Annotated in this window: 18 protein-coding genes; 12 read left to right on the plus strand and 6 right to left on the minus strand. The window is 71.3% G+C overall.

Annotation, left to right across the window (positions count from 1 at the left end):
• Window positions 1-846, plus strand: coding sequence for an ABC transporter permease (locus tag LY12_RS03495; protein WP_253853202.1), 846 nt, complete (start codon window positions 1-3; stop codon window positions 844-846).
• Window positions 846-1,718, plus strand: a complete 873-nt coding sequence (locus LY12_RS03500) for an ABC transporter permease (RefSeq protein WP_372493441.1) — start codon at window positions 846-848, stop codon at window positions 1,716-1,718. The genes LY12_RS03495 and LY12_RS03500 overlap by 1 nt, the downstream gene beginning before the upstream one ends.
• 7 nt (window positions 1,719-1,725) lie before the next feature.
• On the opposite strand, the gene LY12_RS03505 is transcribed toward LY12_RS03500, so the two are convergent.
• Together LY12_RS03505 and LY12_RS03510 are read right to left on the minus strand one after the other, a co-directional pair.
• Window positions 1,726-2,295: a TetR/AcrR family transcriptional regulator C-terminal domain-containing protein gene (locus LY12_RS03505; RefSeq protein WP_253853203.1), complete on the minus strand. Its 570-nt coding sequence runs from the start codon at window positions 2,293-2,295 to the stop codon at window positions 1,726-1,728.
• A gap of 120 nt (window positions 2,296-2,415) precedes the next feature.
• The gene (locus tag LY12_RS03510; protein ID WP_253853205.1) at window positions 2,416-3,942 is read right to left on the minus strand and encodes a S8 family peptidase; all 1,527 of its coding nucleotides are present in this window, start codon (window positions 3,940-3,942) and stop codon (window positions 2,416-2,418) included.
• A 604-nt stretch (window positions 3,943-4,546) separates the two neighbouring features.
• On the opposite strand from LY12_RS03510, the gene LY12_RS03515 reads away from it, so the two are divergent.
• The 5 genes from LY12_RS03515 to proB all read left to right on the plus strand — a co-directional run bounded on the left by LY12_RS03515 (window position 4,547) and on the right by proB (window position 11,979).
• Window positions 4,547-8,257 (plus strand): Rne/Rng family ribonuclease, encoded by a 3,711-nt coding sequence (locus LY12_RS03515; RefSeq protein WP_253853206.1) that lies wholly within the window; start codon window positions 4,547-4,549, stop codon window positions 8,255-8,257.
• 153 nt (window positions 8,258-8,410) lie between these two features.
• A complete protein-coding gene (gene rplU, locus LY12_RS03520; RefSeq protein WP_253854864.1) occupies window positions 8,411-8,725 on the plus strand; it encodes a 50S ribosomal protein L21 in 315 nt (104 codons plus the stop codon).
• Between the two features lie 35 nt (window positions 8,726-8,760).
• The gene (rpmA, locus tag LY12_RS03525) at window positions 8,761-9,018 is read left to right on the plus strand and encodes a 50S ribosomal protein L27 (RefSeq protein ID WP_253853207.1); all 258 of its coding nucleotides are present in this window, start codon (window positions 8,761-8,763) and stop codon (window positions 9,016-9,018) included.
• A gap of 280 nt (window positions 9,019-9,298) precedes the next feature.
• A complete protein-coding gene (gene obgE / locus LY12_RS03530) occupies window positions 9,299-10,789 on the plus strand; it encodes a GTPase ObgE (protein ID WP_253853208.1) in 1,491 nt (496 codons plus the stop codon).
• 77 nt (window positions 10,790-10,866) lie between these two features.
• The gene (proB, locus tag LY12_RS03535; RefSeq protein WP_253853209.1) at window positions 10,867-11,979 is read left to right on the plus strand and encodes a glutamate 5-kinase; all 1,113 of its coding nucleotides are present in this window, start codon (window positions 10,867-10,869) and stop codon (window positions 11,977-11,979) included.
• A 19-nt stretch (window positions 11,980-11,998) separates the two neighbouring features.
• On the opposite strand, the gene LY12_RS03540 is transcribed toward proB, so the two are convergent.
• Together LY12_RS03540 and LY12_RS03545 are read right to left on the minus strand one after the other, a co-directional pair.
• The gene (locus tag LY12_RS03540) at window positions 11,999-13,285 is read right to left on the minus strand and encodes an MFS transporter (RefSeq protein WP_253853210.1); all 1,287 of its coding nucleotides are present in this window, start codon (window positions 13,283-13,285) and stop codon (window positions 11,999-12,001) included.
• Window positions 13,286-13,486: 201 nt separating this feature from the next.
• Entirely contained in the window at window positions 13,487-15,610 is a 2,124-nt protein-coding gene (locus tag LY12_RS03545) for a RecQ family ATP-dependent DNA helicase (protein WP_253853211.1), read from the minus strand.
• A 301-nt stretch (window positions 15,611-15,911) separates the two neighbouring features.
• On the opposite strand from LY12_RS03545, the gene nadD reads away from it, so the two are divergent.
• A complete protein-coding gene (gene nadD, locus LY12_RS03550; protein WP_253853212.1) occupies window positions 15,912-16,508 on the plus strand; it encodes a nicotinate-nucleotide adenylyltransferase in 597 nt (198 codons plus the stop codon).
• Window positions 16,509-16,521: 13 nt separating this feature from the next.
• Here the strand turns inward: nadD and LY12_RS03555 are convergent, their stop codons facing one another.
• Complete coding sequence (locus tag LY12_RS03555; RefSeq protein ID WP_253853213.1) at window positions 16,522-16,806, minus strand: HC3 family zinc finger protein; 285 nt, start codon at window positions 16,804-16,806, stop codon at window positions 16,522-16,524.
• Window positions 16,807-16,870: 64 nt separating this feature from the next.
• Window positions 16,871-18,100 carry a helix-turn-helix domain-containing protein gene (locus tag LY12_RS03560; RefSeq protein WP_253853215.1) on the minus strand — a complete coding sequence of 410 codons (1,230 nt, stop codon included), beginning with the start codon at window positions 18,098-18,100 and terminating at the stop codon, window positions 16,871-16,873.
• Window positions 18,101-18,653: 553 nt separating this feature from the next.
• Between LY12_RS03560 and rsfS the strand changes: the two genes are divergently transcribed.
• The 4 genes from rsfS to LY12_RS03580 are packed head-to-tail and all read left to right on the plus strand — an operon-like array spanning window position 18,654 to window position 21,315.
• Window positions 18,654-19,055: a ribosome silencing factor gene (gene rsfS / locus LY12_RS03565; RefSeq protein WP_253853216.1), complete on the plus strand. Its 402-nt coding sequence runs from the start codon at window positions 18,654-18,656 to the stop codon at window positions 19,053-19,055.
• Window positions 19,052-19,663, plus strand: coding sequence for a histidine phosphatase family protein (locus LY12_RS03570; protein WP_253853217.1), 612 nt, complete (start codon window positions 19,052-19,054; stop codon window positions 19,661-19,663). The genes rsfS and LY12_RS03570 overlap by 4 nt, the downstream gene beginning before the upstream one ends.
• Window positions 19,664-19,671: 8 nt before the next feature.
• On the plus strand, window positions 19,672-20,451 hold the full coding sequence (gene octT, locus LY12_RS03575) for a diglucosylglycerate octanoyltransferase (RefSeq protein ID WP_253853218.1): 780 nt from the start codon (window positions 19,672-19,674) through the stop codon (window positions 20,449-20,451).
• Window positions 20,452-20,460: 9 nt separating this feature from the next.
• The gene (locus LY12_RS03580; RefSeq protein WP_253853219.1) at window positions 20,461-21,315 is read left to right on the plus strand and encodes a DegV family protein; all 855 of its coding nucleotides are present in this window, start codon (window positions 20,461-20,463) and stop codon (window positions 21,313-21,315) included.
• Window positions 21,316-21,450 lie beyond the last annotated feature (135 nt).

Raw genomic sequence — 21,450 nt, forward strand, 5'->3', positions numbered from 1 at the left:
ATGGCGGGCAGGGACGGGGCGGATACGACGCGGCGGGTGGCGACCGGCTCCCGCTCGGCCGGCCGGGTGGTCGGCTCGTGGCGCGCGGCCTGGCTCCGGGTCGAGGCACACTGGACGTGGTACCGGCGGTACTGGCAATCGAGCCTGTACTCGTCGGGGCTGCAGCCGGTGCTGTTCCTCGCGGCGATGGGCCTCGGTTTCGGTTCCCAGGTCGAGGCGGGCCCTGCCACCGGCGGACTGGCGTACGTGCACTACGTCGCGCCCGCGCTGCTGGTCGCCGGCGCGGTGCAGAACGCCATCGGCGAGTCGAGCTATCCCGTGCTGTCGGGGTTCAAATGGCAACAGGACTACTACGCGGTGACCGCGACGCCCGTGACGGCGGGACAGTTGCTCGGCGGGCAGATCATCTGGATCGCGCTGCGAGTGGGCATCGCCTGCGTGGTGTACGCGATCATCGCGCTGCTGTTCGGCGCCTGGCTGAACGCCGGGGCGCTGCTGGTCGTCCCCGTCGGCGTGCTCGCGGCCGTGGCGTGCGGCGTGCCGATCATGGCGGTAGCGGCGACGACGTACAACGAAGGGGAGAGGTTCGCCGCCATCTTCCGGTTCCTCGTCATGCCGATGATCCTGTTCTCCGGCACGTTCTTCCCGATCGAGCAGATCCCCGGCGCGGTCCGCTGGCTCGCCTGGATCTCGCCGGTCTGGCACGGCACCGAACTCGCGCGCGGCGTGACCCTCGGCGGTCTCGGCATCGCGCCCGCGCTCGGGCACCTGGCGTTCCTCGGTGCGCTGTTCGGCGTCAGTGCCGTACTGGCGCGGCGCTACTTCTACCGGCGGCTGGTGGTGTGATGCGAACGGCCCCGACGTCCTCCACGACCGCACCGGACGCCGCCGCGCAGAGTGCCACGGCACCGGCACGGCGCGGCCCGTTGCTGCGGATGTTGCCGGCACCGCTCTATGCGGGACGCGCGCGTGCCCTGCTGGAGCGCTCGGCGATGGTGTATTCGCGCGCCTGGCTCGTGTTCGTCTCCGGCGTGGTGGAACCGCTGCTGTACCTGCTGGCGTTCCAGGTCGGCTTCGGCAAGCTGGTCGAGCAGGTCACCGGTCCCGGCGGGCAGCCGATGAGCTACGTCGCGTTCGTCGCACCGGCGCTGCTGGCGGCCTCGGCGATGAACGGCGCGGTGTTCGACTCGACGTTCAACGTCTTCTTCAAGTTCCGCTACAACAAGACCTACGACGCCATCCTCGCGACACCGCTCGGGCCGCTCGACATCGCACTCGGCGAGATCGGCTGGGCGGTTCTACGCGGCGGGCTGTACGCACTGGCGTTCCTCGGTGTGATGGCCGGTTTCGGACTGGTCACCTCGCCGTGGGCGCTGCTGCTCCTGCCGGTGGCGCTGCTGGTGTCGTTCGCGTTCTCCGCCGTGGGCATGGTGTGCGCGACGTTCCTGAAGTCCCCGGCACAGTTCGACTTCGTCCAGCTCGCCGTGATGCCGATGTTCCTGCTGTCGACGACGTTCTACCCGCTGTCGGTCTACCCGGAGCCGCTGCAGTACGCGGTGCAGTGCCTGCCGCTCTACCACGGTGTCGAACTCACCAGGGGACTCGCGGTGGGTGTGCTGGATGTGAGCATGCTCGGCCACGCCGCGTACCTGCTCGCGCTCGCCGCGGTCGGTGCCTATTTCACCGCGAAGCGTCTGGCGCGGCTGCTGCTGCGCTGACCCCGCGTCAGGCGTGACCGGCCTCGGCGGCCGCGCGTGCGCGCAGTCCGTCGAGCAGGAGCTCGAGCGAGTGTTCGACATCGGACCGGCCGACGGGCACGCGGTCGATGGCGCCTGCGCTGGCGGCCTGCAACGCGGTCTGTTCCTCCGCGGTGTGGCCGAACACCAGGTGCAGCAGGGCACGCGCGCCGGTTTCGACGAGGTCGGCGGGCAGCCCGCCCTCGTCGAGGGCGGTGCGCAGCCGCTCCGCCGGACCGTGCGCCCCGAGACCGAAGGTGTGCGCCGTGACGACGACTTCCGCGCCGTCGCGATACGCCAGCATCGCGTCGCGCAGCTCGGTGCAGATCTCGACTGCGCGGGCGTCCCACCGGTGCGCCCGCGCCGGGCGCCGGCCCCTCGCGAGGATCTCGTCCGCGACCGCGGCCAGCAGCGTCTGCTTGTTCGGCACGTGGTGGTAGAGCGCGCTGGGGCGCACGCCCAGTTCCGTCGCCAGTCTGCGCATCGTCAACGACTCGAGGCCGTAGTCGTCGAGCACGGTGATCGCGCGCGCCACGACATCGGCCCGGCTGTGACGCATGCGAACTCCTCCCGTCGACCGATCGGTGTCCTCCACCCTAACCTGAGCACTGTTCACCTGAACGCCGTTCAGCTTGTTTCCGGTCGTGCGGGCCACCGGGCGGGGCAGGCCGGTGCCCCGTCAGTGCTGCTCGCCGAGCCGCGCCAGCAACCGGTGCACGGCGTGGGTCGCGTGGGCCGCACCGGCGTTGACGATGCCGCTGCCGTGGAACGCGTTGTCTCCGCGTGGCCCCGTGCAGGCACCGTCCTCACGCGCGGCGTCGGGACAGGCGACCGGCAGGGCCTGCCGCTGGAGCACCCGCCGCAGCTCAGCCGGGGACTGTCTGCCGGAACCGGTGGCGGCCAGGACGGCGGCCGCACCGGCGACGTGTGGTGCGGCCATCGACGTGCCGCACATCCGGTCGTAACCACCGGGCACGGTCGACAGCACGCAGTGGCCCGCCGTGCCGCCGGGCGCGGCGAGATCGATCACGTCCCGTCCGTACGAGCTGTAGGCGGTCTTGGCGCCGCGATGGTCGACGGCGGCGACCGTGACCGCGTTCCGGAGTCCGGCGGGCACGGCCACGCAGCTGCGCGTGAGGTCGTCGGTACGTGCGGCCTCGTCGCGGTGCAGGCCGCTGCGGGGGAGGGGTCCCAGCTCGAAACCGTCGTTGGTGGCTGCCGCGACGGTGAGGGTTCCCGAGCGCTCGGCGAACTCGACCGCCCGCGCCACGGCTTCGTGCACGACCCGTCGGCCGGGGCCCGCTGCGCACGACACGCCCGACGGGGCGACGGTGACGCTGCTGTTGGCGACCGCCATGCCCTGGCGAGCCGCCCACACGTACCCGCACACGGCGGCCTCCGGGGTGACGTACCCCTCGTCGTCGACGACGCGCAGGGAGGCGAGCCGCGCCCCGGGCGCGGTGCCGGTGATGCCGCGCCCGTCGTCGGCGGCACCGACGAGGCCCGCGACGTGGGTGCCGTGTGCCGATCGCCGTGCCGACCACGCCGATCGGTGCCGGTCGGGGACGCCGCGCACGCAGCCTGCCGAGGCGGCGGGGTCGACGGCCCCGGCCAGGTCCGGGTGCGTCGCGTCGATGCCCGAGTCGAGGACACCCACGGTGACGTCGGCGAGGTCGGCCTGCGCCGAGTGGGTCCGGTCGGGGTGGGTGCGGTCGGCGCCGACACCGGCAGCGTCGGTCATCCGCAGGTTCCACTGTTCGGCGGTCCGGTCGGCGGCCCGGCGGTTGCCGTGGCCCGTGTCGCCGTCGCCCGTGTCGCCGTCGGCGGCCGTCGCCGCAGTCTCCTGCCGTGCGGCCCGCCGGTCGGTCGACGCGGTGGTGGAGCCCTGGGCACGCCGATGGCGGGCGCGCTGCGCACTGAACGCCCGGTCCTGTCCCATCGCGCTGTCGAAGCCGGGGTCGCTCGACGTGGCGACGGCGACCGCGATCTCGGGAAAATAGCCGTTCAGGGCGCCGCAGGCGGCATCGACGGCGTCGCGGGCCTCGGTATCCGAGGTCCCCGGGGCGAACACGACGACGTACCGCCACGCCCGGGATTCGGTGTGACAGGTCTCACCGTGCGCGGCGTGTGCCGGTGTCGTGGCCGTCAGTTGCGCGGCGACGGCGAGTGCGGCGCACGCGAGCGGCAGGCTCTTCCGGCCGAGCACTGGACCTCCGTCGATGTCGGCGGGGCGGCCGCGTCGACATCGGTGATCCGCGACTACCCCATGACGCACCGTAGCCACGGGTCTGTGCGAACGCCAAGCATCTCGCACCACCCGGGTGACCGGGAGCGGAGGCGTCGTGGAGGCCGCGCTGCGCGGTGCCCGCCGCGGTGTGTGGGATACTGGACGCGGCCATCGAGCCGTCGTCGCCGGATCAGTACGGCGCACGCAGGGACGGTGGCCCGGTGACGTGCCGATTCCGGATTCAGTCGTCGCCGCGGGCACGCGCCATGTGCCTGGCGGCTGGGACGACGTGGACACCGGGGTCGGACGCCGGAACGCTGTGTCGACGTCGACGGCTCGGGAGGCACCGAGAGGTCGCGAACAGGGCGGCCGCGTCGCCGCGGGACCCGCCACATCGGGCATGTCGGAAGATCCGGCGCTCATGTGGCACGAGTGACAACAGGATTCCCGCCGGTGGTGAGCCCACCACGGCGGTAAACAAGGAACGGCCCCTGTGCGGCCGCGTCCTGTGGTCCGGTGCCGGCAGCGAGGTGAGACGCCTCGGCCGGACGGACGCAGGCGCGCCCGGGGGCGGAGGAGACATATGTCGAACGCGGACACACCCGCCGAGAACACCGGCGGGGCCGCCGCCACACCCACCGCACGTGCACTGGCAGAGCTGCCCAACCGGGTGCGCGTCCATGCGCTGGCGAAACTGCTCGGCTCGAGCAGTAGGGAAGTACTCGGGATGCTCGCCGACCTCGGTGAGACCGCGCGCAGCCCGCAGTCCAGCGTGCACCGCGACGTCGCGTTGCAGGTCGCCGAGACCGCAGGCGTGCTCTCCGCGGAGGCCGACACGGCCTCCGGTGGCGCGGAGCAGGAACCGGCACCGGAGACGGCGACGGAGACCCCGGGGCCGTCGGCGACGGCAGCTCCCGGGACCGCGGTGGCGGGCGAGTCCGCCGCGGGCGCGGACGCCGCACCGCAGGAAGGCATCGCACCGCAGGAGGGCACCGCACCGCAGGAGGGCACGGCACCGCAGGAAGACGCGGCACCCGAGGAAGACGCCGCCGCGAAGAACGCCGAGTCCACGGCTACGAGGTCCTTGGAGCCCGATTCGACGGGTACCGCCGGCGAGGCAGGCCCGGCCGCCGCTGCGCACACGCCGCTGTTCGCGGCGCCGTCACCGGTCTTCCTGCCCCCGGAGCCGACGGTGGCCACCACCGGGGCAGGCGGCGCGGCCGAGGACGCGGAGGCAGAAGGTGCCACGGCTGCGCAGGACGAGAGCGCGGCCGAGGCCGACACGGCAGCCGAGCACGACACGAGCGACTCCTCGTCCGCGGACGACACGGCGGACGACACGGGTGACGACCAGTCCGGTGACGGCGGACGCCGTCGTCGCCGCCGCGGGCGTCGTGGCCGCGGACGCGGCAAGGGCGGCGACGAGAACGGCGGCGACGAGCAGCAGGGCGATGCTGCGGGCGAGGCCGCCGGCCAGGACGACACGGCGGACGGGGACGCCCCGGTGGGCGAGTCGTCGTCGAACGACCAGGTCGCGGGCTCCGAGGAGCAGGCCGACGGCGCTGACGGGGACGACACCGACGGCGAGTCCGGTCAGTCCGAGTCGGGCAGCAAGCGCCGTCGTCGCCGCCGTCGCCGTAAGGGTGGCGGCGGCGATGACGCCGACGGCCAGTCGCAGGACGATCCGCCGAACACGGTGGTGCACGTCCGCGACGGCAAGCAGGACAAGGGCGGCGACAAGAACGACAAGAACGACAAGAACGACAAGGGTGACAAGGGCGGCGACGGTGTGCGCAGCGTGCGCGGGTCGACGCGGCTCGAGGCGAAACGGCAGCGCCGCCGCGACGGCCGGGAGGCGGGTCGCCGCCGCGCCCCGATCCTGTCCGAGTCGGAGTTCCTCGCCCGGCGCGAATCGGTCGAGCGCACGATGGTCGTCCGCGAGCACGGTGAGTCGACGCAGATCGGCGTGCTCGAGGACGGTGTCCTTGTCGAGCACTTCGTCACCTCGCAGGGCAGCGGCTCGATCGTGGGCAACGTCTACCTGGGCCGGGTGCAGAACGTGCTGCCGTCCATGGAGGCGGCGTTCATCGACATCGGCCGCGGCCGCAACGCCGTGTTGTACGCCGGTGAGGTCGACTGGGACGCGGCCGGCCTCGAAGGCAAGGCCCGCAAGATCGAACAGGCGCTCTCCAGCGGCGACCAGGTGCTGGTGCAGGTCACGAAGGATCCGGTCGGCCACAAGGGTGCACGGCTGACCACGCAGATCTCCCTGCCCGGCCGGTTCCTGGTGTACGTGCCCTCGGGTGGCGCGACGGGCATCTCGCGCAAGCTTCCCGAGAACGAACGCCGCAGGCTCAAGGACATCCTCAAGCGCATCGTTCCGGAGGACGCGGGCGTCATCATCCGCACCGCCTCCGAAGGAACGAGCGAGGAGGAGCTGGACCGCGACGTCCGCAGGCTGCAGGCGCAGTGGGAGGTCATCAAGGAGAAGTCGGAGTCGGCCTCCTCGTCGTCGGGCAAGAAGTCCGGCGCGCCCACGCTGCTGTACGAGGAGCCGGACCTGCTGGTCAAGGTCGTGCGGGACCAGTTCACCGAGGACTTCGTCAAGCTCGAGGTGCAGGGTCAGACGGCGTGGGAGACGATCAGCTCGTACGTCGAGCACGTGGCGCCCGACCTCATGGACCGCGTCAAGCGCTACGTGGGCAACGGCAACGTGTTCGCCGACTACCGCATCGACGAACAGATCACCAAGGCGCTCGACCGCAAGGTCTGGCTGCCGTCGGGCGGATACCTGGTGATCGACCGCACCGAAGCGATGACCGTCATCGACGTCAACACCGGTAAGTTCACCGGCTCGGGCGGAAACCTCGAAGAGACCGTCACGCGGAACAACCTCGAGTCGGCCGAGGAGATCGTCCGCCAGCTCCGGCTCCGCGATATCGGCGGCATCATCGTCATCGACTTCATCGACATGGTGCTGGAATCGAACCGCGACCTGGTGCTGCGCAGGCTCACCGAGTGCCTCGGCCGTGACCGCACGCGGCATCAGGTCGCCGAGGTGACGTCGCTGGGTCTGGTGCAGATGACGCGCAAGCGGGTCGGTACCGGCCTGCTCGAGGCGTACTCGTCGACGTGTGAACACTGCAAGGGTCGCGGTGTGCTCGTCACGTCCGAGCCGAACACCGGCGGTCACCAGCACGGCAACGGCGGCGGCAACGGTGGCGGCCGCAAGCGCGGCCGGGGCAAGGGCGGCGACCAGTCGGACCAGGCCGAGAAGCCGAAGCAGGCCGAGCAGGGGCGGACACCCGAGCAGCGCGAATCCGTCGTCTCGGCCGTCCAGGCCGTCGCGAACGCGTCGAAGGTGGCCAAGCACGAGGACGCTGCGGGCGCCGACGGGGCCGAGGCGGGTGCCGCCGAGGGGCAGCAGGCCGCGGCCGACTCGTCCGACACGACGGAATCCGCCGGTCAGGTGACGTCCGGTAAACCCGGAAAGCGCAGCCGTGACCGCAAGAGCCGCCGCGAGCGGGGTCCGGCGAAGGACCAGGTGGCCGAGTCGGCGCCGGAGAGTTCGGCGGCGCCGGCCGCGGACTCCGCGGCTTCGGAAAGCGCGGTCTCGGAAGGTGCGGTCTCGGAAGGTGCGGTGGCTGCGGACGCGGCTGCCGGAACTCCGGCGGCCCCAGCGCAGCCAGACGGCCCAGCGCAGTCAGGTGGCCCAGCGCAGCCGGACGGCCCAGCACAGCCGGACGGCCCCGCGCACGCCGGGTCGGTTCCGGAGACACCCGCCGATGCGGCTGCGGAGGTGCCCGGCACGTCCGCGACGAAGCCCGACGGCGCGTCGACCGAGAACGCGCCGCTCGGGGACGCCGCGGCGGCCGCCCCGGCCGGCGGTGCCGGGACGTCCGACGCTGGTACGTCCGATGCGGTCGCAGCTGGGACGGCGACGCCCGAGACGTCCGCAGCCGGGGACACCGGCGGCGGTGCGGCACGGCGCGGCCGTCGTTCGGCGCGGCGCGCCGCGGGCAGGCCCACCGGGCCGGCGGCCGGCACCTCGGGCAGTGGCGTCGAGGTGCAGACGGTGATGACCGGTACGATGGCTTCCTCGGCGTCAGCGACGTCGTCCCCGGCGGATTCCGGGACCCAGAGCAACGGGACCTCCGAGGAGAGCGTTCCGGGCACGGCGGACCAGGACGCGACCTCGGTCGCGACCGTCTCCGCGGTGCGGAGCAGTACCCGGCGTCCGCGCCGGGCGGCGGGTCGGCCCGCGGGGCCGCCCGTCGATGACGAGAGCAGCTGATCGTGACCCCGGTGTCCTCGCGGTACCGGGCGCCACGTAAGCTGGACAGTGGCCTGCTGTTGGAGCGGGCCGCTACACGCGATGGCCGGATCGCCGCGGGCGGTTCCCGTCGCGTGAGCCCCCACCCACAGTCGAGCAATGCAGGAGACTTCCGTGTCGGCGTATGCAGTCGTCCAGACCGGCGGCAAGCAGTACAAGGTCGCCGTTGGTGACGTCGTCCAGGTCGAGAAGCTCGAGGGCGAGCCGGGCACCGAGCACACCTTCCCCGCCGTGCTTCACGTCGACGGCGGCAAGGTCACGACGGACGCCGACGCGCTGGCGAAGGTCTCGGTCACCGGCAAGGTCGTCGAGCAGACCAAGGGTCCGAAGATCCGGATCCACAAGTTCAAGAACAAGACCGGCTACCACAAGCGGCAGGGTCACCGTCAGAAGCTGACTCGCATTGAGGTCACCGGAATCAGCAAGTAAGGCTGTTGCCTTTTCCCAGAGGAGACTGAGCTCAGATGTCAACTAAGAAGGGCGCTTCCAACTCCAAGAACGGCCGCGATTCCAATCCGCAGTACCTCGGTGTGAAGCGGTTCGGTGGTCAGGTTGTGAAGTCCGGCGAGATCCTGATCCGGCAGCGCGGTACCAAGTTCCACCCCGGCGACAACGTCGGCCGCGGCGGTGACGACACGCTGTTCGCCCTCGCCCCCGGCTCGGTCGAGTTCGGCACGAAGCGTGGCCGCAAGATGATCAACGTGGTTCCGGTCGAGGGCTGAGCGGCCCCACCAGCACCACCAGTGACTCCGACGAGGGGCGGGGCCGGAACATTTCCGGTCCCGCCCCTCGTTTTTCGTGGTGCACCTGGCCTTGGCCGGTCTGCACACCGGAGAGTCTGCACACCGGACGGCACGCACAGCGAGAGCTCACATACCTGCGAGTTCTCACGTCGAGGCATTGCATCTCGGCCGCGTGCACACTGAACACGGCTCGAAGCGCCCCGTCACAACCGCACACGTCCGTAGTCCGAAAACGCCCCGTACCTCGAAAGGCAGAGCCATGACAACCCGATTCGTCGACCGGGCGGTGATCCATCTGGCCGCCGGCTCGGGTGGGAACGGCTGTGCTTCCGTGCACCGGGAGAAGTTCAAGCCGCTGGGCGGTCCCGACGGTGGTAACGGCGGTACGGGCGGCGATGTGCTTCTCGTGGTCGATCCGGGCGTGCACACGCTGCTGGACTTCCATTACCGGCCGCATGCCCGGGCGGGTAACGGCAGGCAGGGGCAGGGCAGCCACCGCAACGGTGCCGCGGGTGAGACACTCGAACTGCGCGTGCCGGAGGGCACGGTTGTGCTGACCGAGGACGGCGAGGTGCTGGCCGATCTGGTGGGCGCCGGGACGACGTTCGTGGCGGCGAAAGGCGGCCGCGGCGGCCTCGGCAACGCCGCGTTGGCGTCCCGGGCCCGTAAAGCGCCGGGATTCGCGCTGCTGGGCGAGGAGGGCGAGTCGCGTGACCTCGTGCTCGAGCTGCGGTCGATGGCCGACGTCGGGTTGCTGGGTTTCCCCTCGGCCGGCAAGTCGTCGTTGATCTCCGTGTTGTCGGCGGCCAAGCCGAAGATCGCCGATTACCCGTTCACCACGCTCGTGCCGAATCTGGGTGTCGTCACCGCGGGTGACACCGTGTTCACCATGGCCGATGTGCCCGGGCTCATCCCCGGCGCCAGCGGAGGCAAGGGGCTGGGCCTCGACTTTCTGCGTCACATCGAACGCTGCGCGGTGTTCGTGCACGTGATCGACTGTGCGACCTACGAGGCAGGCCGTGACCCGGTCTCGGACATCGATGCGCTGGAGGAAGAGCTCGCGCGGTACACCCCGGCGCTGGGGGAGAGTCTCGAGGACCGGCCGCGGCTGGTGGTGCTCAACAAGGTCGACGTGCCCGAGGCGGCGGAACTCGCCGAGTTCGTGCGACCGGACCTGGAACAGCGTGGGCTGCGCGTGTTCGAGGTGTCGACCGTGTCGCGTCACGGGCTGCGGGAGTTGAGCTTCGCGCTGGGGGAGATCGTGGAGCGGACGCGCGCCGAGCGGCCCGCGGCGGAGCCGACGAAGATCGTGCTCGCACCGCCCGCGGTGGACGACAGCGGGTTCACGATCGAGGCGGACCCCGACGAGCCCGGCGGGTTCATCGTGCGCGGGCCGAAGCCGGAGCGGTGGATCAGGCAGACCAACTTCGCCAATGACGAGGCCGTGGGCTACCTCGGCGATCGGCTCAACCGGCTCGGCGTCGAGGAGGAGCTCGCCCGCATGGGTGCCGAGCCGGGTTGTCCGGTGACGATCGCCGACTACACGTTCGAGTGGGAGCCGTCGACGCCGAGTGTCGTGACGCAATTGGCGGGGCGGGGCACGGATCCGCGACTGGACCGCGGCGATCGCGTGTCGGCGGCGGACCGGAAGCAGGCGCGCCGGGCCCGCCGGATGTCCGACGCAGATGTCGACGCCACCGACACCGGCGACGTCGAGACGGACATCGACGTCGGCGACGACGACCGGTGACGGAGTTCGGCGGGGAACGGAGCCGGATGGGGCGAGGTCGGCGAGGGAACGGAGAGCTGTGGTGAGTGAGGGCGCCGGTGAGTGAGGCACGTGCGGCGATCGCAGGCGGAAGCCGGGTCGTCGTCAAGGTGGGGTCGTCGTCACTGACGACCGCCGATGACGGTCTCGACGTCGCACGGCTCGACGCGCTCGTCGACGCCGTCGCCGGCAGGGTCGGGCGTGACGGTCAGGTCGTGCTCGTCTCCTCCGGTGCCATCGGAGCCGGACTGGCACCGTTGTCGCTGGACACGCGGCCACGAGACCTGGCAACGCAGCAGGCCGCGGCGAGTGTCGGCCAGTTGACCCTCGCGCATGCCTACGCGGCGTCGTTCGGCCGGTACGACCTCACCGTCGGCCAGGTCCTGCTGACGTCCAACGACGTGGTGCGCCGGGCGCACTACCGCAACGCGGAGCGGACGCTGGTGCGGCTGCTCGCGCTCGATGCCGTACCGGTGGTCAACGAGAACGACACGGTTGCCACGGAGGAGATCCGGTTCGGCGACAACGACCGGCTCGCCGCGCTCGTCGCCCATCTCGTTCAGGCAGACGGCCTCGTCTTGTTATCCGATGTGGACGCGCTCTACGACGGCGATCCGCGGGCGGGCGGAACGCGGAAGATCGCCGAGGTGACCGGCGAATCCGATCTGAACGGCCTGAAGGTCGGGATGTCCAGTTCCGGTCTCGGAACCGGCGGCATGATGTCGAAGGTCGCCGCGGCGAGAATGGCAGCCTCCAGCGGGATTCCGGTGCTGGTCGCCGCTGCGGCGGACGCTCGGCGCGCGCTGACCGGCGCGGACGTCGGCACGGCCTTCCACGCTGCGGGCAAGCGGTTGTCGGCGCGCAGGTTCTGGCTCGGCTACGCGGCGGGCACCGAGGGCAGGCTGCAACTCGACGACGGAGCGGTCGCCGCGGTCGTCGGCAGACGCCGGTCGCTGCTCGCGGCCGGCATCGTCGGGGTGGACGGGGATTTCCGCGCCGGCGACGTCGTCGACCTCGTCGACCCGGCCCAGCAGGTGGTCGCCAGGGGAGTGGTGGCCTACGACGTCACCGAACTGCCCGAGATGATCGGCCGTTCGACCCACGAGCTGCCCGACGAGCATCGGCGCGAGGTCGTGCACGCCGACGACCTGGTGCCGATCGGACGGCACTGACTGGCCCGCCCGCCTGACGTCAGCGCAGTTCGCAGCCGCGGGTCTCGGGCAGGCGGAGGATGACGAGGAACGCCACCGCCGAGGCGACCGCGACGTACCAGAAGAACGCCACTCCGGCCCCCGCGTCGGACAGTGCCGTGATGACGAGCGGCGCGGTGCCACCGAACAGCGCGACCGTGAGGTTGTACCAGGCGCCGATGCCGAGGGCGCGCACCGACGTCGGGAACAGCTCGCTCATCACGGCCGGTGCTATCGACGTCATCGCCGTGTAGAGCGCGAGCCCGATGCAGAACACCACGAGCAGTCCGCCGAATCCCGGGCCGACGAGCGTCGAGAGTGGCACGATGAGCACGGCCATCGCCGCGGACCAGACCAGTAGCTGTGGTTTGCGGCCGAGCCGGTCGGCGAGCGCACCCATCGGGTACTGCAATGCGACGAACAGGGCTGTCGCGATCGACAGGGCGAGGAACACGTCGACGTCGTCGGCGCCCCGCGAGTTGACCGCGAACGGCGTGAGAGCGCTGAAGAAGGTGTAGTAGCAGAGTGTCGACAGCATCGTGAAACCGACGAGGTGGCCGACGGCCTTCGGATGCTTGCTCAACGTCGTCAGCAGTGGACGGTGTACCCGGCGGGCGGTCGCCTTGTTCTCCTCGAACTGCTCGGTCTCCGCGAGGGTGCGGCGCAGCCACAGTGCCACCAACCCGAGCACGCCGCCCAGCAGGAACGGCAGTCGCCAGCCCCAGTCGTAGAGCTGGGCCTCGGACAGGCCGCGCGCGAGTGCGAACCCGAGCAGAGACGCGAGCAGGACCGCCGATCCCGTGGAGATGTAGAAGAACGAGGAGTAGCGGCCGCGGCGGGCGGGTGGCGCGATCTCGCCGAGGTAGGCCGAGGCGTTCGAGACCTCGCCGCCGAGTGACAGCCCCTGCGCGATGCGGGCCAGCAGCAACAGGATCGGTGCGAGCCAGCCGACCTGTTCGAACGTCGGCAGGACGCCGATCATGATCGACCCGCCTGCCATGAGCACGATCGTGAAGATCATCGCCGGCTTGCGTCCGCGCACGTCGGCGAGCCTGCCGATCAGCATCCCGCCGAGCGGGCGGAAGAAGAAGGCAAGGGCGTACGTCGCGAACGTGTTGATCGTGGCGAGGTCGCCGGGGAAGAACGCGCTGGCGAAGTAAATACTGAACGTGGCGTAGATGGTCCAGTCGAACCATTCCAATGCGTTGCCCGCGCTGGCCGCGACCAATCTGCGCACCGGCAGGCGGTGGGGCGTGGTGCGGGATGCGGACACGTGCGATTCGACCATGTCGGCCCTCCACCTCGGCGTGGCGTGCGCCGCTGCGGTGGCGACCGCGCCGCAGCAACAGAACGCACCGTGCCACAGTGATCACGACGGGGGAAGCCGCCGGACGCGCGATCGATGCCGGACGGCCCGGGAACCGCGCGACGGGACCGGTGCGACCGCACGTCATGACCGAACTGCACACGGCCGTACCGGACATGCCGGTCAGCTCGTCGACGCCAGCGCGAGTGGCAGGACCTCGGCCGCCCCTGCCCGACGGAGCAGGCGGGCGCCGGCGGTCATCGTCCAGCCGGTGTCGACGAGGTCGTCGACGAGCAATACCGGGCCGTCCAGTTCGCTCAGCGCCGCGTGGAGCTCCACCGGCACCCGGAGCCGCTGCCACAGGTCCGCGAGCCGGACCGCACTGTTGGCGCGGCGTGGTGGCGGTCCGTCGACGTCGAGTGTGCCGACCAGCGGAAGTCTGCCGATCGAGGCCAGTCGGCCCGCCAGATCGGCCGTGAGCCGAGGCCGCCGCTGCGAAGCCATCGCCACGATGCCGGCGGGCCGCTCCCGCCAGTCCCATGACGCCAGCACGGCGATGCAGGCCTGGACCAGTTCGTCCGGCACGGGCCCGTCCGGTGCCTCCGGGCCGAGCAGGTCACGCAGTCGCCCACCCCACGCGACGTCGGTGAGTCTGCCGACGACCCGTCCGGGCCCGGCCTGCTCGTCCGCGCCGATGCGGCCCGACAGCGGCACGTCGAGCGCTGCCAGCCCCGTCGGCCACTGTTTCCGTGGTGCGACTTCGACACCGGGTTTGGCCAGTGTCTCGGCGGTCCGTCCGACGATCTCGTCGGCGATCCGGGACGGCCAGCGCTCGCCGGTGCAGTTGTCGCACCGCCCGCAGGGCCCGGCGTGGGGGTCGTCGAGTTGACTGCGCAGGAACTCCATCCGGCAGTCGCCGGTCGCCGCGTAGTCGACCATGGCCTGCTGTTCGGCCTCGCGGGCGACGCGCACCCGCTCGTAACGCTCGGCGTCGTAGCTCCACGGCACACCGGTGCCGACCCAGCCGCCCTTCACCCGCCGAACCGCGCCGTCGACGTCGAGCACCTTCAGCACCATCTCCAGGCGCGAACGGGACAGCTCCACCCTCGGTTCCAGCGCCGCCGTCGACAGGGGACGGTCGGCGTGGGCGAGGGCGTCGAGTACCTGGTTGACGCGGTGTTCGTCGGGGAACGCCAGTGACCCGAAGTAGTCCCAGATCGCCTTGTCACCCGCGCCGGGCAGGAGCACCACCTCGGCGCGCTGCACGCCGCGGCCCGCGCGGCCGACCTGCTGGTAGTAGGCGATCGGCGACGACGGTGCGCCGAGGTGGACGACGAAACCCAGGTCGGGCTTGTCGAACCCCATGCCGAGCGCGGAGGTGGCGACGACGGCCTTGACCTTGCTCGCGAGTAGGTCGTCCTCGATGGCCTGGCGGTCGGCGGGGTCGGTCTTGCCGGTGTAGGCGGCCACCTCGTAGCCGCGCTGGGCGAGCAGGGCGGCGGTGTCGTGCGCGGCGGCGACGGTGAGGGTGTAGACGATGCCGGAACCGGGCAGGTCCGCCAGGTGTTCGGCGAGCCAGGCCAGTCGCGCCGTTTCCGTCGGCGTGTCGACCACGGCCAGGCGCAGGCTCTCGCGGTCCAACGGGCCCCGCAGTACGAGCGTGTCGGACTGCCTGCCGATGCCGAGCTGCTCGGCGACGTCGGTGACGACCCGGTCGTTGGCCGTCGCGGTCGTGGCCAGGACCGGAACACCGCCTGGCAGCTCGGCGAGAAGCGTGCGGAGCCTGCGATAGTCGGGGCGGAAGTCGTGTCCCCAGTCCGAGATGCAGTGGGCCTCGTCCACCACGAGCAGGCCCGCGGATGCCGCCAGCTTCGGCAACACGGCGTCGCGGAAGTCCGGGTTGTTGAGCCGTTCGGGACTGACCAGCAGTACGTCGATCTCGCCGGCGTCGACGCCGGTCTGCACCTCGTCCCACTCCTGCTGGTTGGCCGAGTTCATCGTGGCTGCTCGGATCCCCGCGCGTGAGGCGGCCGCGATCTGGTTCCGCATCAGCGCGAGCAGGGGCGAGATGATCACCGTCGGACCGGAGCCCTGCTGCCGCAGCAGCGCGGTCGCGAGGAAGTACACGGCCGACTTGCCCCAGCCCGTGCGCTGCACCACGAGCGCGCGCCGGTGTTCGGCGACGAGCGCCTCGATCGCGGTCCACTGGTCGTCGCGCAGCCGCGCATGCTCGCCCGCCAGCGCGTGGAGCAGTGTGGCGGCCCGGTCGCGGAGGCTCTCGCCGGAGCCGTGTTCCTCGGTAGTCACCGGTCCAGCTCTACACCTCGTGGCCGACGTTGTCCGCGCCGCGGGGCGGTTTCCTGTTGCGAACGGACCCCTCGTGCAGGAATGTGATCCACGACACGTGAAACCGGCGTCATGGGGCTCGGGCGGCCGAGTCTCATCGGTGATCGGAACGGGGACCCGGTCGCGGGCGTGGTGCGTCCCCCAGATCACCACGCCGCCCCCGTGTGGTGCGGGCCGACCCGGCAGGGGAGGGCCGGCCCGCACCACACGGATCACCGGCGCACGTCAGCGCCGCAGTGGACGCGGTATAGGGTGGGTGGCCATGTCGTCGCGACGCATCGGGGTCATGGGCGGAACCTTCGATCCCGTGCACCATGGCCACCTCGTTGCCGCCAGCGAGGTACAGGCCAGATTCGAACTCGACGAGGTCATCTTCGTCCCGACCGGTCAGCCGTGGCAGAAGGCCGACCGGGTGGTCACGCCGGCCGAGGATCGCTACCTCATGACCGTCATCGCCACCGCGTCGAACCCGGTGTTCTCCGTCAGCAGGGTGGACATCGACCGCGGCGGCCAGACCTACACCGTCGACACCCTGCGCGACCTGCGTGTGCAGTATCCCGACGACGACCTGTTCTTCATCACCGGCGCCGACGCGCTCCAGCAGATACTCACGTGGCGTGCCGCCGACGAGGTGTTCGCCAACGCGCACTTCATCGGCGTGACCAGGCCCGGATACCGCCTCGACGACGACCACCTGCCGCCCGGCAAGGCGAGCCTGGTGGAAGTCACGGCGATGGCGATCTCGTCCACCGCGCTGCGTGCACGGGTCGCCGGCGGCGAACCGGTGTGGTACCTCGTTCCCGACGGCGTCGTGCGCTACATCCACAAGCGCGGGCTGTATCGCATGGATCACGGCTGACCGGGCGGAGCGATCAGTAGACGCCGAGCCAGACGTGCCAGCACGCTGAGCAATCGAACAGCGCCGCTTGTTCGCGTCGACGCCGCCGCGGCATGGTGATCAGCCTCCCGCACAGCATCTCCGCCACGATGCCGACGGCCGGTTCGTCGACGGTGTCACCGATGTGCCGTACGCCCTCGGCGACCGGGCGCCATCCCGGCACAGTGTCGAGATCGGGCGTGTCCGGGTCGGCCTCGATCGGCCACCCGTCCGGACCGACGGCCAGGACGGCGCCGTCGACATGCTGCACGAGCCACATGCCGACAGCGTCGCGGGCCGCGAGAGGGGTGAGGGGTACGGTTCGTACCCCTCACCCGGTCAGCTCACGCGGCGATCCCGACCCGCTCGCACAGGTTTCGCACGTCGTCGGCCAGCCCGGTCGGCGGCCGTTTACGCAGCCCGATGAGCATCCCGCGAGCGTGCCCGTTGTAGCGGATGGTCTCCGGCGCGGTGCGCTCGCTCGAATTCAGCAGCGCCCACGTGGCGTGCCGGTCGCCGCGTTGCCAGTGCGCCCGTGACACCTCGATCAGGTGCCGCGACCGCCGCGCCAATGAGGAGATCGCCTCGGCGTCGAACCGGTCCGCGGCCTGCAGTGCCTCGCCGGGCCGCTGCAGGTCGACGGCGATCGTGACCGCGTGCGCGCCCATGACCGGCTGCGAGAAACTCGACTGCACGTGCCGATACCCGGTGCCCAGATCGCGGGCGATCCGGTCGGCCGTCTCCCAACGCGCCATCGCCTCGCCGTGCCGGCCCCGTCGGGCGTGGACCAGGGCGCACTCGACCTCGAGTGCGCCGGCCATGCCCCGCCAGTCGGCATGCTGCTGGTCGTAGGGCTGCAGCCGCCGGATCGCGTCCTCGGCCAGCGCGAGCGCCTCGTCCCATCGTCCGGATTCGCGCAGTGCCTGGACCATCGCCCAGGCGCCGCCTGCCGCGACGAGCGGGTCGTCGGCCTCCTGTCCTTCGGTCAGCGCGCGGTCGGCCACCATCCACACCAGCTCGGGGGCCGGCTGATAGGCGACGTAGAAGTCGGCAAGCTGGTACACGCCCGACAGCACGCGCCGCGCCTGCCGCCGGTCATCGCCTCGCAGCGTGCGCACGGCAGCCTGCGCATCGCGGATCAGGTCAGGCAGCACCGCGCCGAGCTGGGTGCGGTGATCCGGTGTCGAGTGGCGCACCCGCCAAGCCCGTTCGAGGCGGTGCGCGAGGTGCTCGACGTTCGGCGGCACGCTCGGTGTCGGCCCGGCGACGCGGTATTCGGTGAGCGCAGCCTGGACTGTCGACAGCGCGGCGTGCCGGGTTCCGGCGAACATCTCGACCGACACGGCGTCGCCGTTGCCCGTCAGCTCGGCCAGGTCGTTCAGCTCGAGGGCCTGCGCGAGCTTGAGCAGCATGTTCAGCCGCGGCGTCTGCAACCGCCCGTTCTCCACGGCCTTGAGCCATTCGGCGGAGCGTTCGACGAGCCCGGCAAGCACCGGCCGGGAGAGGCCCGCGCGCTCGCGGAAGAACTTGATGCGCTGCCCGACGGTCACCTCGTCGTGCGGCTGCGGGTACATGGCACCACACCCTTCGCGGAGTCGAGCCCTCCGCGGAAGCCCGGTGGCGAACCGGGGGCTCAACCTCCGCGAAGAGGACAGCGGTCAGGGTAGCGTGGCCGCACGCCCGGACGGGACCGTCCGACCGAGGGGGTACCGCCACGTGCCGCCTCCGGCGGCCGGACAGGTCCGCCGACCGTGACCTGCTCGACGAGCTTGCCGGCGGTGCGCACCGGCTGGACCCTTCCGATCAAGGCCCCGACCGGTGGTGCAGTCGCCACGCCGGGACCGTCTTCTAACGGTGTTTCCGCGTGGTGCCGACCAGGCCGTTCGGAACAACCCGGGAACAACGTGGGGTTGAGCGGAGTTGCGTAGCAAGGTGCGACGCCGGGTGTCGTTTCAGCAGGTCACGCGCAGGATGAGTGGAATCGGCCCGCGCCGCCCGCCGCCCGCTACATCCGCAAGCGCGGGGCTGTATCGCACGGATCACGGCTGACCGGGCGGAGTCGACGGGTGCGTCGGTCCCTCCGGGTACCCTGCATCCGGCGTACGTACTAATCCGGAGGGCACCACCGTGGCAGCGACGGCCGAAGCACGAGACCTCGCGAACGTGGCCGCGCACGCGGCCGCCGACAAGAAAGCGACCGACATCGTCGTGCTCGACGTCTCCGATCAACTCGTGATCACCGACGCGTTCGTCATCGCGTCCGCACCGAACGAACGGCAGGTCGGTGCGATAGTGGACAACGTCGAGGAGAAGATGCGCAAGGCCGGGCACAAACCGGTGCGCCGTGAGGGCGCCCGGGAGGGCCGCTGGGTGCTGCTCGACTTCGTCGATGTCGTGGTCCACGTCCAGCACGACGAGGAACGTTCCTTCTACGGGCTCGAACGCCTGTGGAAGGACTGCCCGCAACTCGAGGTCGACGGCCTCGACGAGGCCGTGGCCAGGGCGGCAGAGGAATCGGACGTCCCGTGAGCGTCGAACGGATCGTGCTCTGGCGGCACGGCGAGACCGACTACAACGCCGCAGGCCGGATGCAGGGCCACCTCGATTCGGCACTCACCGAGGTCGGCTGGAACCAGGCGCGCTTCGCCGTGGCCGCACTCGCGCGGTTCGAACCGGACCTGGTGATCGCCTCCGACCTGCGCCGCGCGACCGACACCGCGACGGTGCTGACCGACGCGATCGGCGTCCCGTTGCGGCTCGACAAGCGGTTGCGCGAAACGCACCTGGGCGAGTGGCAGGGCATGACCGGTGCCGAGGTCGATGTGCAGGCCCCCGGTGAACGGGGCCGCTGGCGGCTCGACGCGACGTGGGCCCCGCCCGGTGGGGAATCGCGCGTCGACGTCGCCGAGCGCGCCGGTGAAGTGGTCACCGACCTGCTGCGCGACGACGAGGAATACGGCACCGTGCTGCTCGCAGCCCACGGTGGACTGATCCTCGCCCTGACCGCGCACTTGGTGGACCTGCCGGTGACCCTGTGGCCGTCGCTCGGCGGCATCGGCAACTGTCACTGGGTGGACCTGCACCGGCGGGACGGCCGCTGGCGACTGCAGGCCTACAATGCCGGCATGACGGGATAACACCGGCGATGGCGGAGCAGGCCCCGGTGACCGAGCCCCGGATCCTGGTGCTCGGCGACTCGCTCAGCTTTCACGGACCGGACAGTGGACACCCGGCGGACGAACCCCGGCTGTGGCCGAACGTGTGCGCCCGCCACCTCGGCGGGGATGCGGTCCTGTTCGCCGGTTTCGGGTGGACCGCCCGCGACGCGTGGTGGGCGCTCATCGGCGATCCGCAGCTGTGGGCGGAGTTGCATCGGGCCGACGTCGTCGTGCTGGCCGTCGGCAGTATGGACACGCTGCCCTCGCCGCTGCCGACCTACCTGCGCACCGGATTGCGGTATCTGCGCCCCGACGGACTCCGGCGGTTCGCCCGCGGGGCCTACCGCCGTGCGCAGCCGGCGCTGGCACGGCTGACGCGAGGCAGGCCCGCCGTGCTGCCCGCGCGGCTGACGGTGCGCTACCTCGACACGGCCGTCGGCGCGTTGCGCGTGCTGCGTCCGGAACTTCCGATCGTGGGCTGGCTGCCGTCGGTGCACCGGTCGGCCGACTACGGCCGGGTGCACAGCGAACGGGCCGCGACCGCGGCGAGGCTGACCGCGTGGTCCGAGCACGCCGACGTGCCGATGTTCGACGTGGCCGGCGTCGTCGGCGAGCACGTCCTCCGTGGACACGGCAATCCCGACGGCATGCATTGGGGCTGGGACGGCCATGCCGCCGTCGGCCGTGCGATGGCGGAACGGATCTCGGCGATCCGGCCCGGCGTGGCGTCGGCGCCGGTTCCCGGACGCGACGCTCACGGAACGTAAGCTGACGACGTGCCGGTCGCCGTCGTCACCGATTCCACAGCCCACCTCCCGGAAGGTCTCGCCGAGAGGCTCGGTATCCGGGTGGTCCCGCTGCACGTGCTCGTTGACGGACTGGCCGTTCCCGTCGACGAGTTCGGACCCGACGAACTGACCGCCGCGCTGCGGCGGAAACGGATCGTCACGACATCGCGGCCGACGCCCTCGGAGTTCGCGGCGCAGTTCCGGGACGCCCTCGACGCGGGCGCCGACTCGATCGTGTCGGTGCATCTGTCGAAACGCCTGTCCGGCACTTGGGAGGCCGCGGTGCTCGCGGCCCAGGAAGTGGGACCGGACCGGGTGCGTGTCGTCGATTCGCGGACCACGGCCATGGGGCTCGGATTCGCCGCCAGCCACGCCGCGACAGCCGCGCAGTCCGGCCTGACCGGCGCAGCGGTCGAGGACGCCGCCACGGCGGCAGCGTTGCGATCACGGACGTTGTTCGTCGTCGAGACCCTCGAACACTTGCGCCGCGGCGGACGGATCGGCCACGCGGCCGCGCTGCTCGGGACCGCCCTGATGGTCAAGCCGGTGCTGCACATGGCCGAAGGGGAGATCACGCCCCTCGAGAAGGTGCGCACCACCGGCAGGGCGATGGCACGACTGGTCGAGCTGGCGGTGGAGGCCGCCGGAGGTGAGCCGGACGTGGAGATCGCGGTGCATCACCTCGCGGCGCCGGACCGCGCGGCCGAGTTGGCTACGAGGCTCGACGAACGCCTTCCGGCCTCGCGCGGCTGTGTCGTCACCGAACTGGGCGCCGTGATCGGCGCGCACACCGGCCCCGGCGTTCTCGGCGTCGTCGTGCAGCCCCCGCCACCCCGTTCCTGACGTCGCCCCGGCAGTGACGCGCTACCGGCCTCCGGAGCGCGTCCGTGACGGCGGGCTGCGGCGGCCGGGCATCGTAGCGCATCCCACCGACGACGACCGGTGACGACGGTGTTCGAGTGCGGAGTTGTCCACACC

The organism is Prauserella alba, assembly GCF_024171735.1.
In the GTDB taxonomy this organism is placed as follows: domain Bacteria; phylum Actinomycetota; class Actinomycetes; order Mycobacteriales; family Pseudonocardiaceae; genus Prauserella; species Prauserella alba.

Bases quoted from the DNA above. Each gene is read 5' to 3' on its own strand.
- LY12_RS03505 (WP_253853203.1), bottom strand. From the start codon at position 2,295: ATGCGTCACAGCCGGGCCGATGTCGTGGCGCGCGCGATCACCGTGCTC.
- LY12_RS03540 (WP_253853210.1), bottom strand. From the start codon at position 13,285: ATGGTCGAATCGCACGTGTCCGCATCCCGCACCACGCCCCACCGCCTG.
- rpmA (WP_253853207.1), top strand. From the start codon at position 8,761: ATGTCAACTAAGAAGGGCGCTTCCAACTCCAAGAACGGCCGCGATTCC.
- LY12_RS03495 (WP_253853202.1), top strand. From the start codon at position 1: ATGGCGGGCAGGGACGGGGCGGATACGACGCGGCGGGTGGCGACCGGC.
- LY12_RS03500 (WP_372493441.1), top strand. From the start codon at position 846: ATGCGAACGGCCCCGACGTCCTCCACGACCGCACCGGACGCCGCCGCG.
- obgE (WP_253853208.1), top strand. From the start codon at position 9,299: ATGACAACCCGATTCGTCGACCGGGCGGTGATCCATCTGGCCGCCGGC.
- octT (WP_253853218.1), top strand. From the start codon at position 19,672: ATGGCGGAGCAGGCCCCGGTGACCGAGCCCCGGATCCTGGTGCTCGGC.
- nadD (WP_253853212.1), top strand. From the start codon at position 15,912: ATGTCGTCGCGACGCATCGGGGTCATGGGCGGAACCTTCGATCCCGTG.
- LY12_RS03515 (WP_253853206.1), top strand. From the start codon at position 4,547: ATGTCGAACGCGGACACACCCGCCGAGAACACCGGCGGGGCCGCCGCC.
- LY12_RS03560 (WP_253853215.1), bottom strand. From the start codon at position 18,100: ATGTACCCGCAGCCGCACGACGAGGTGACCGTCGGGCAGCGCATCAAG.
- LY12_RS03555 (WP_253853213.1), bottom strand. From the start codon at position 16,806: ATGTGGCTCGTGCAGCATGTCGACGGCGCCGTCCTGGCCGTCGGTCCG.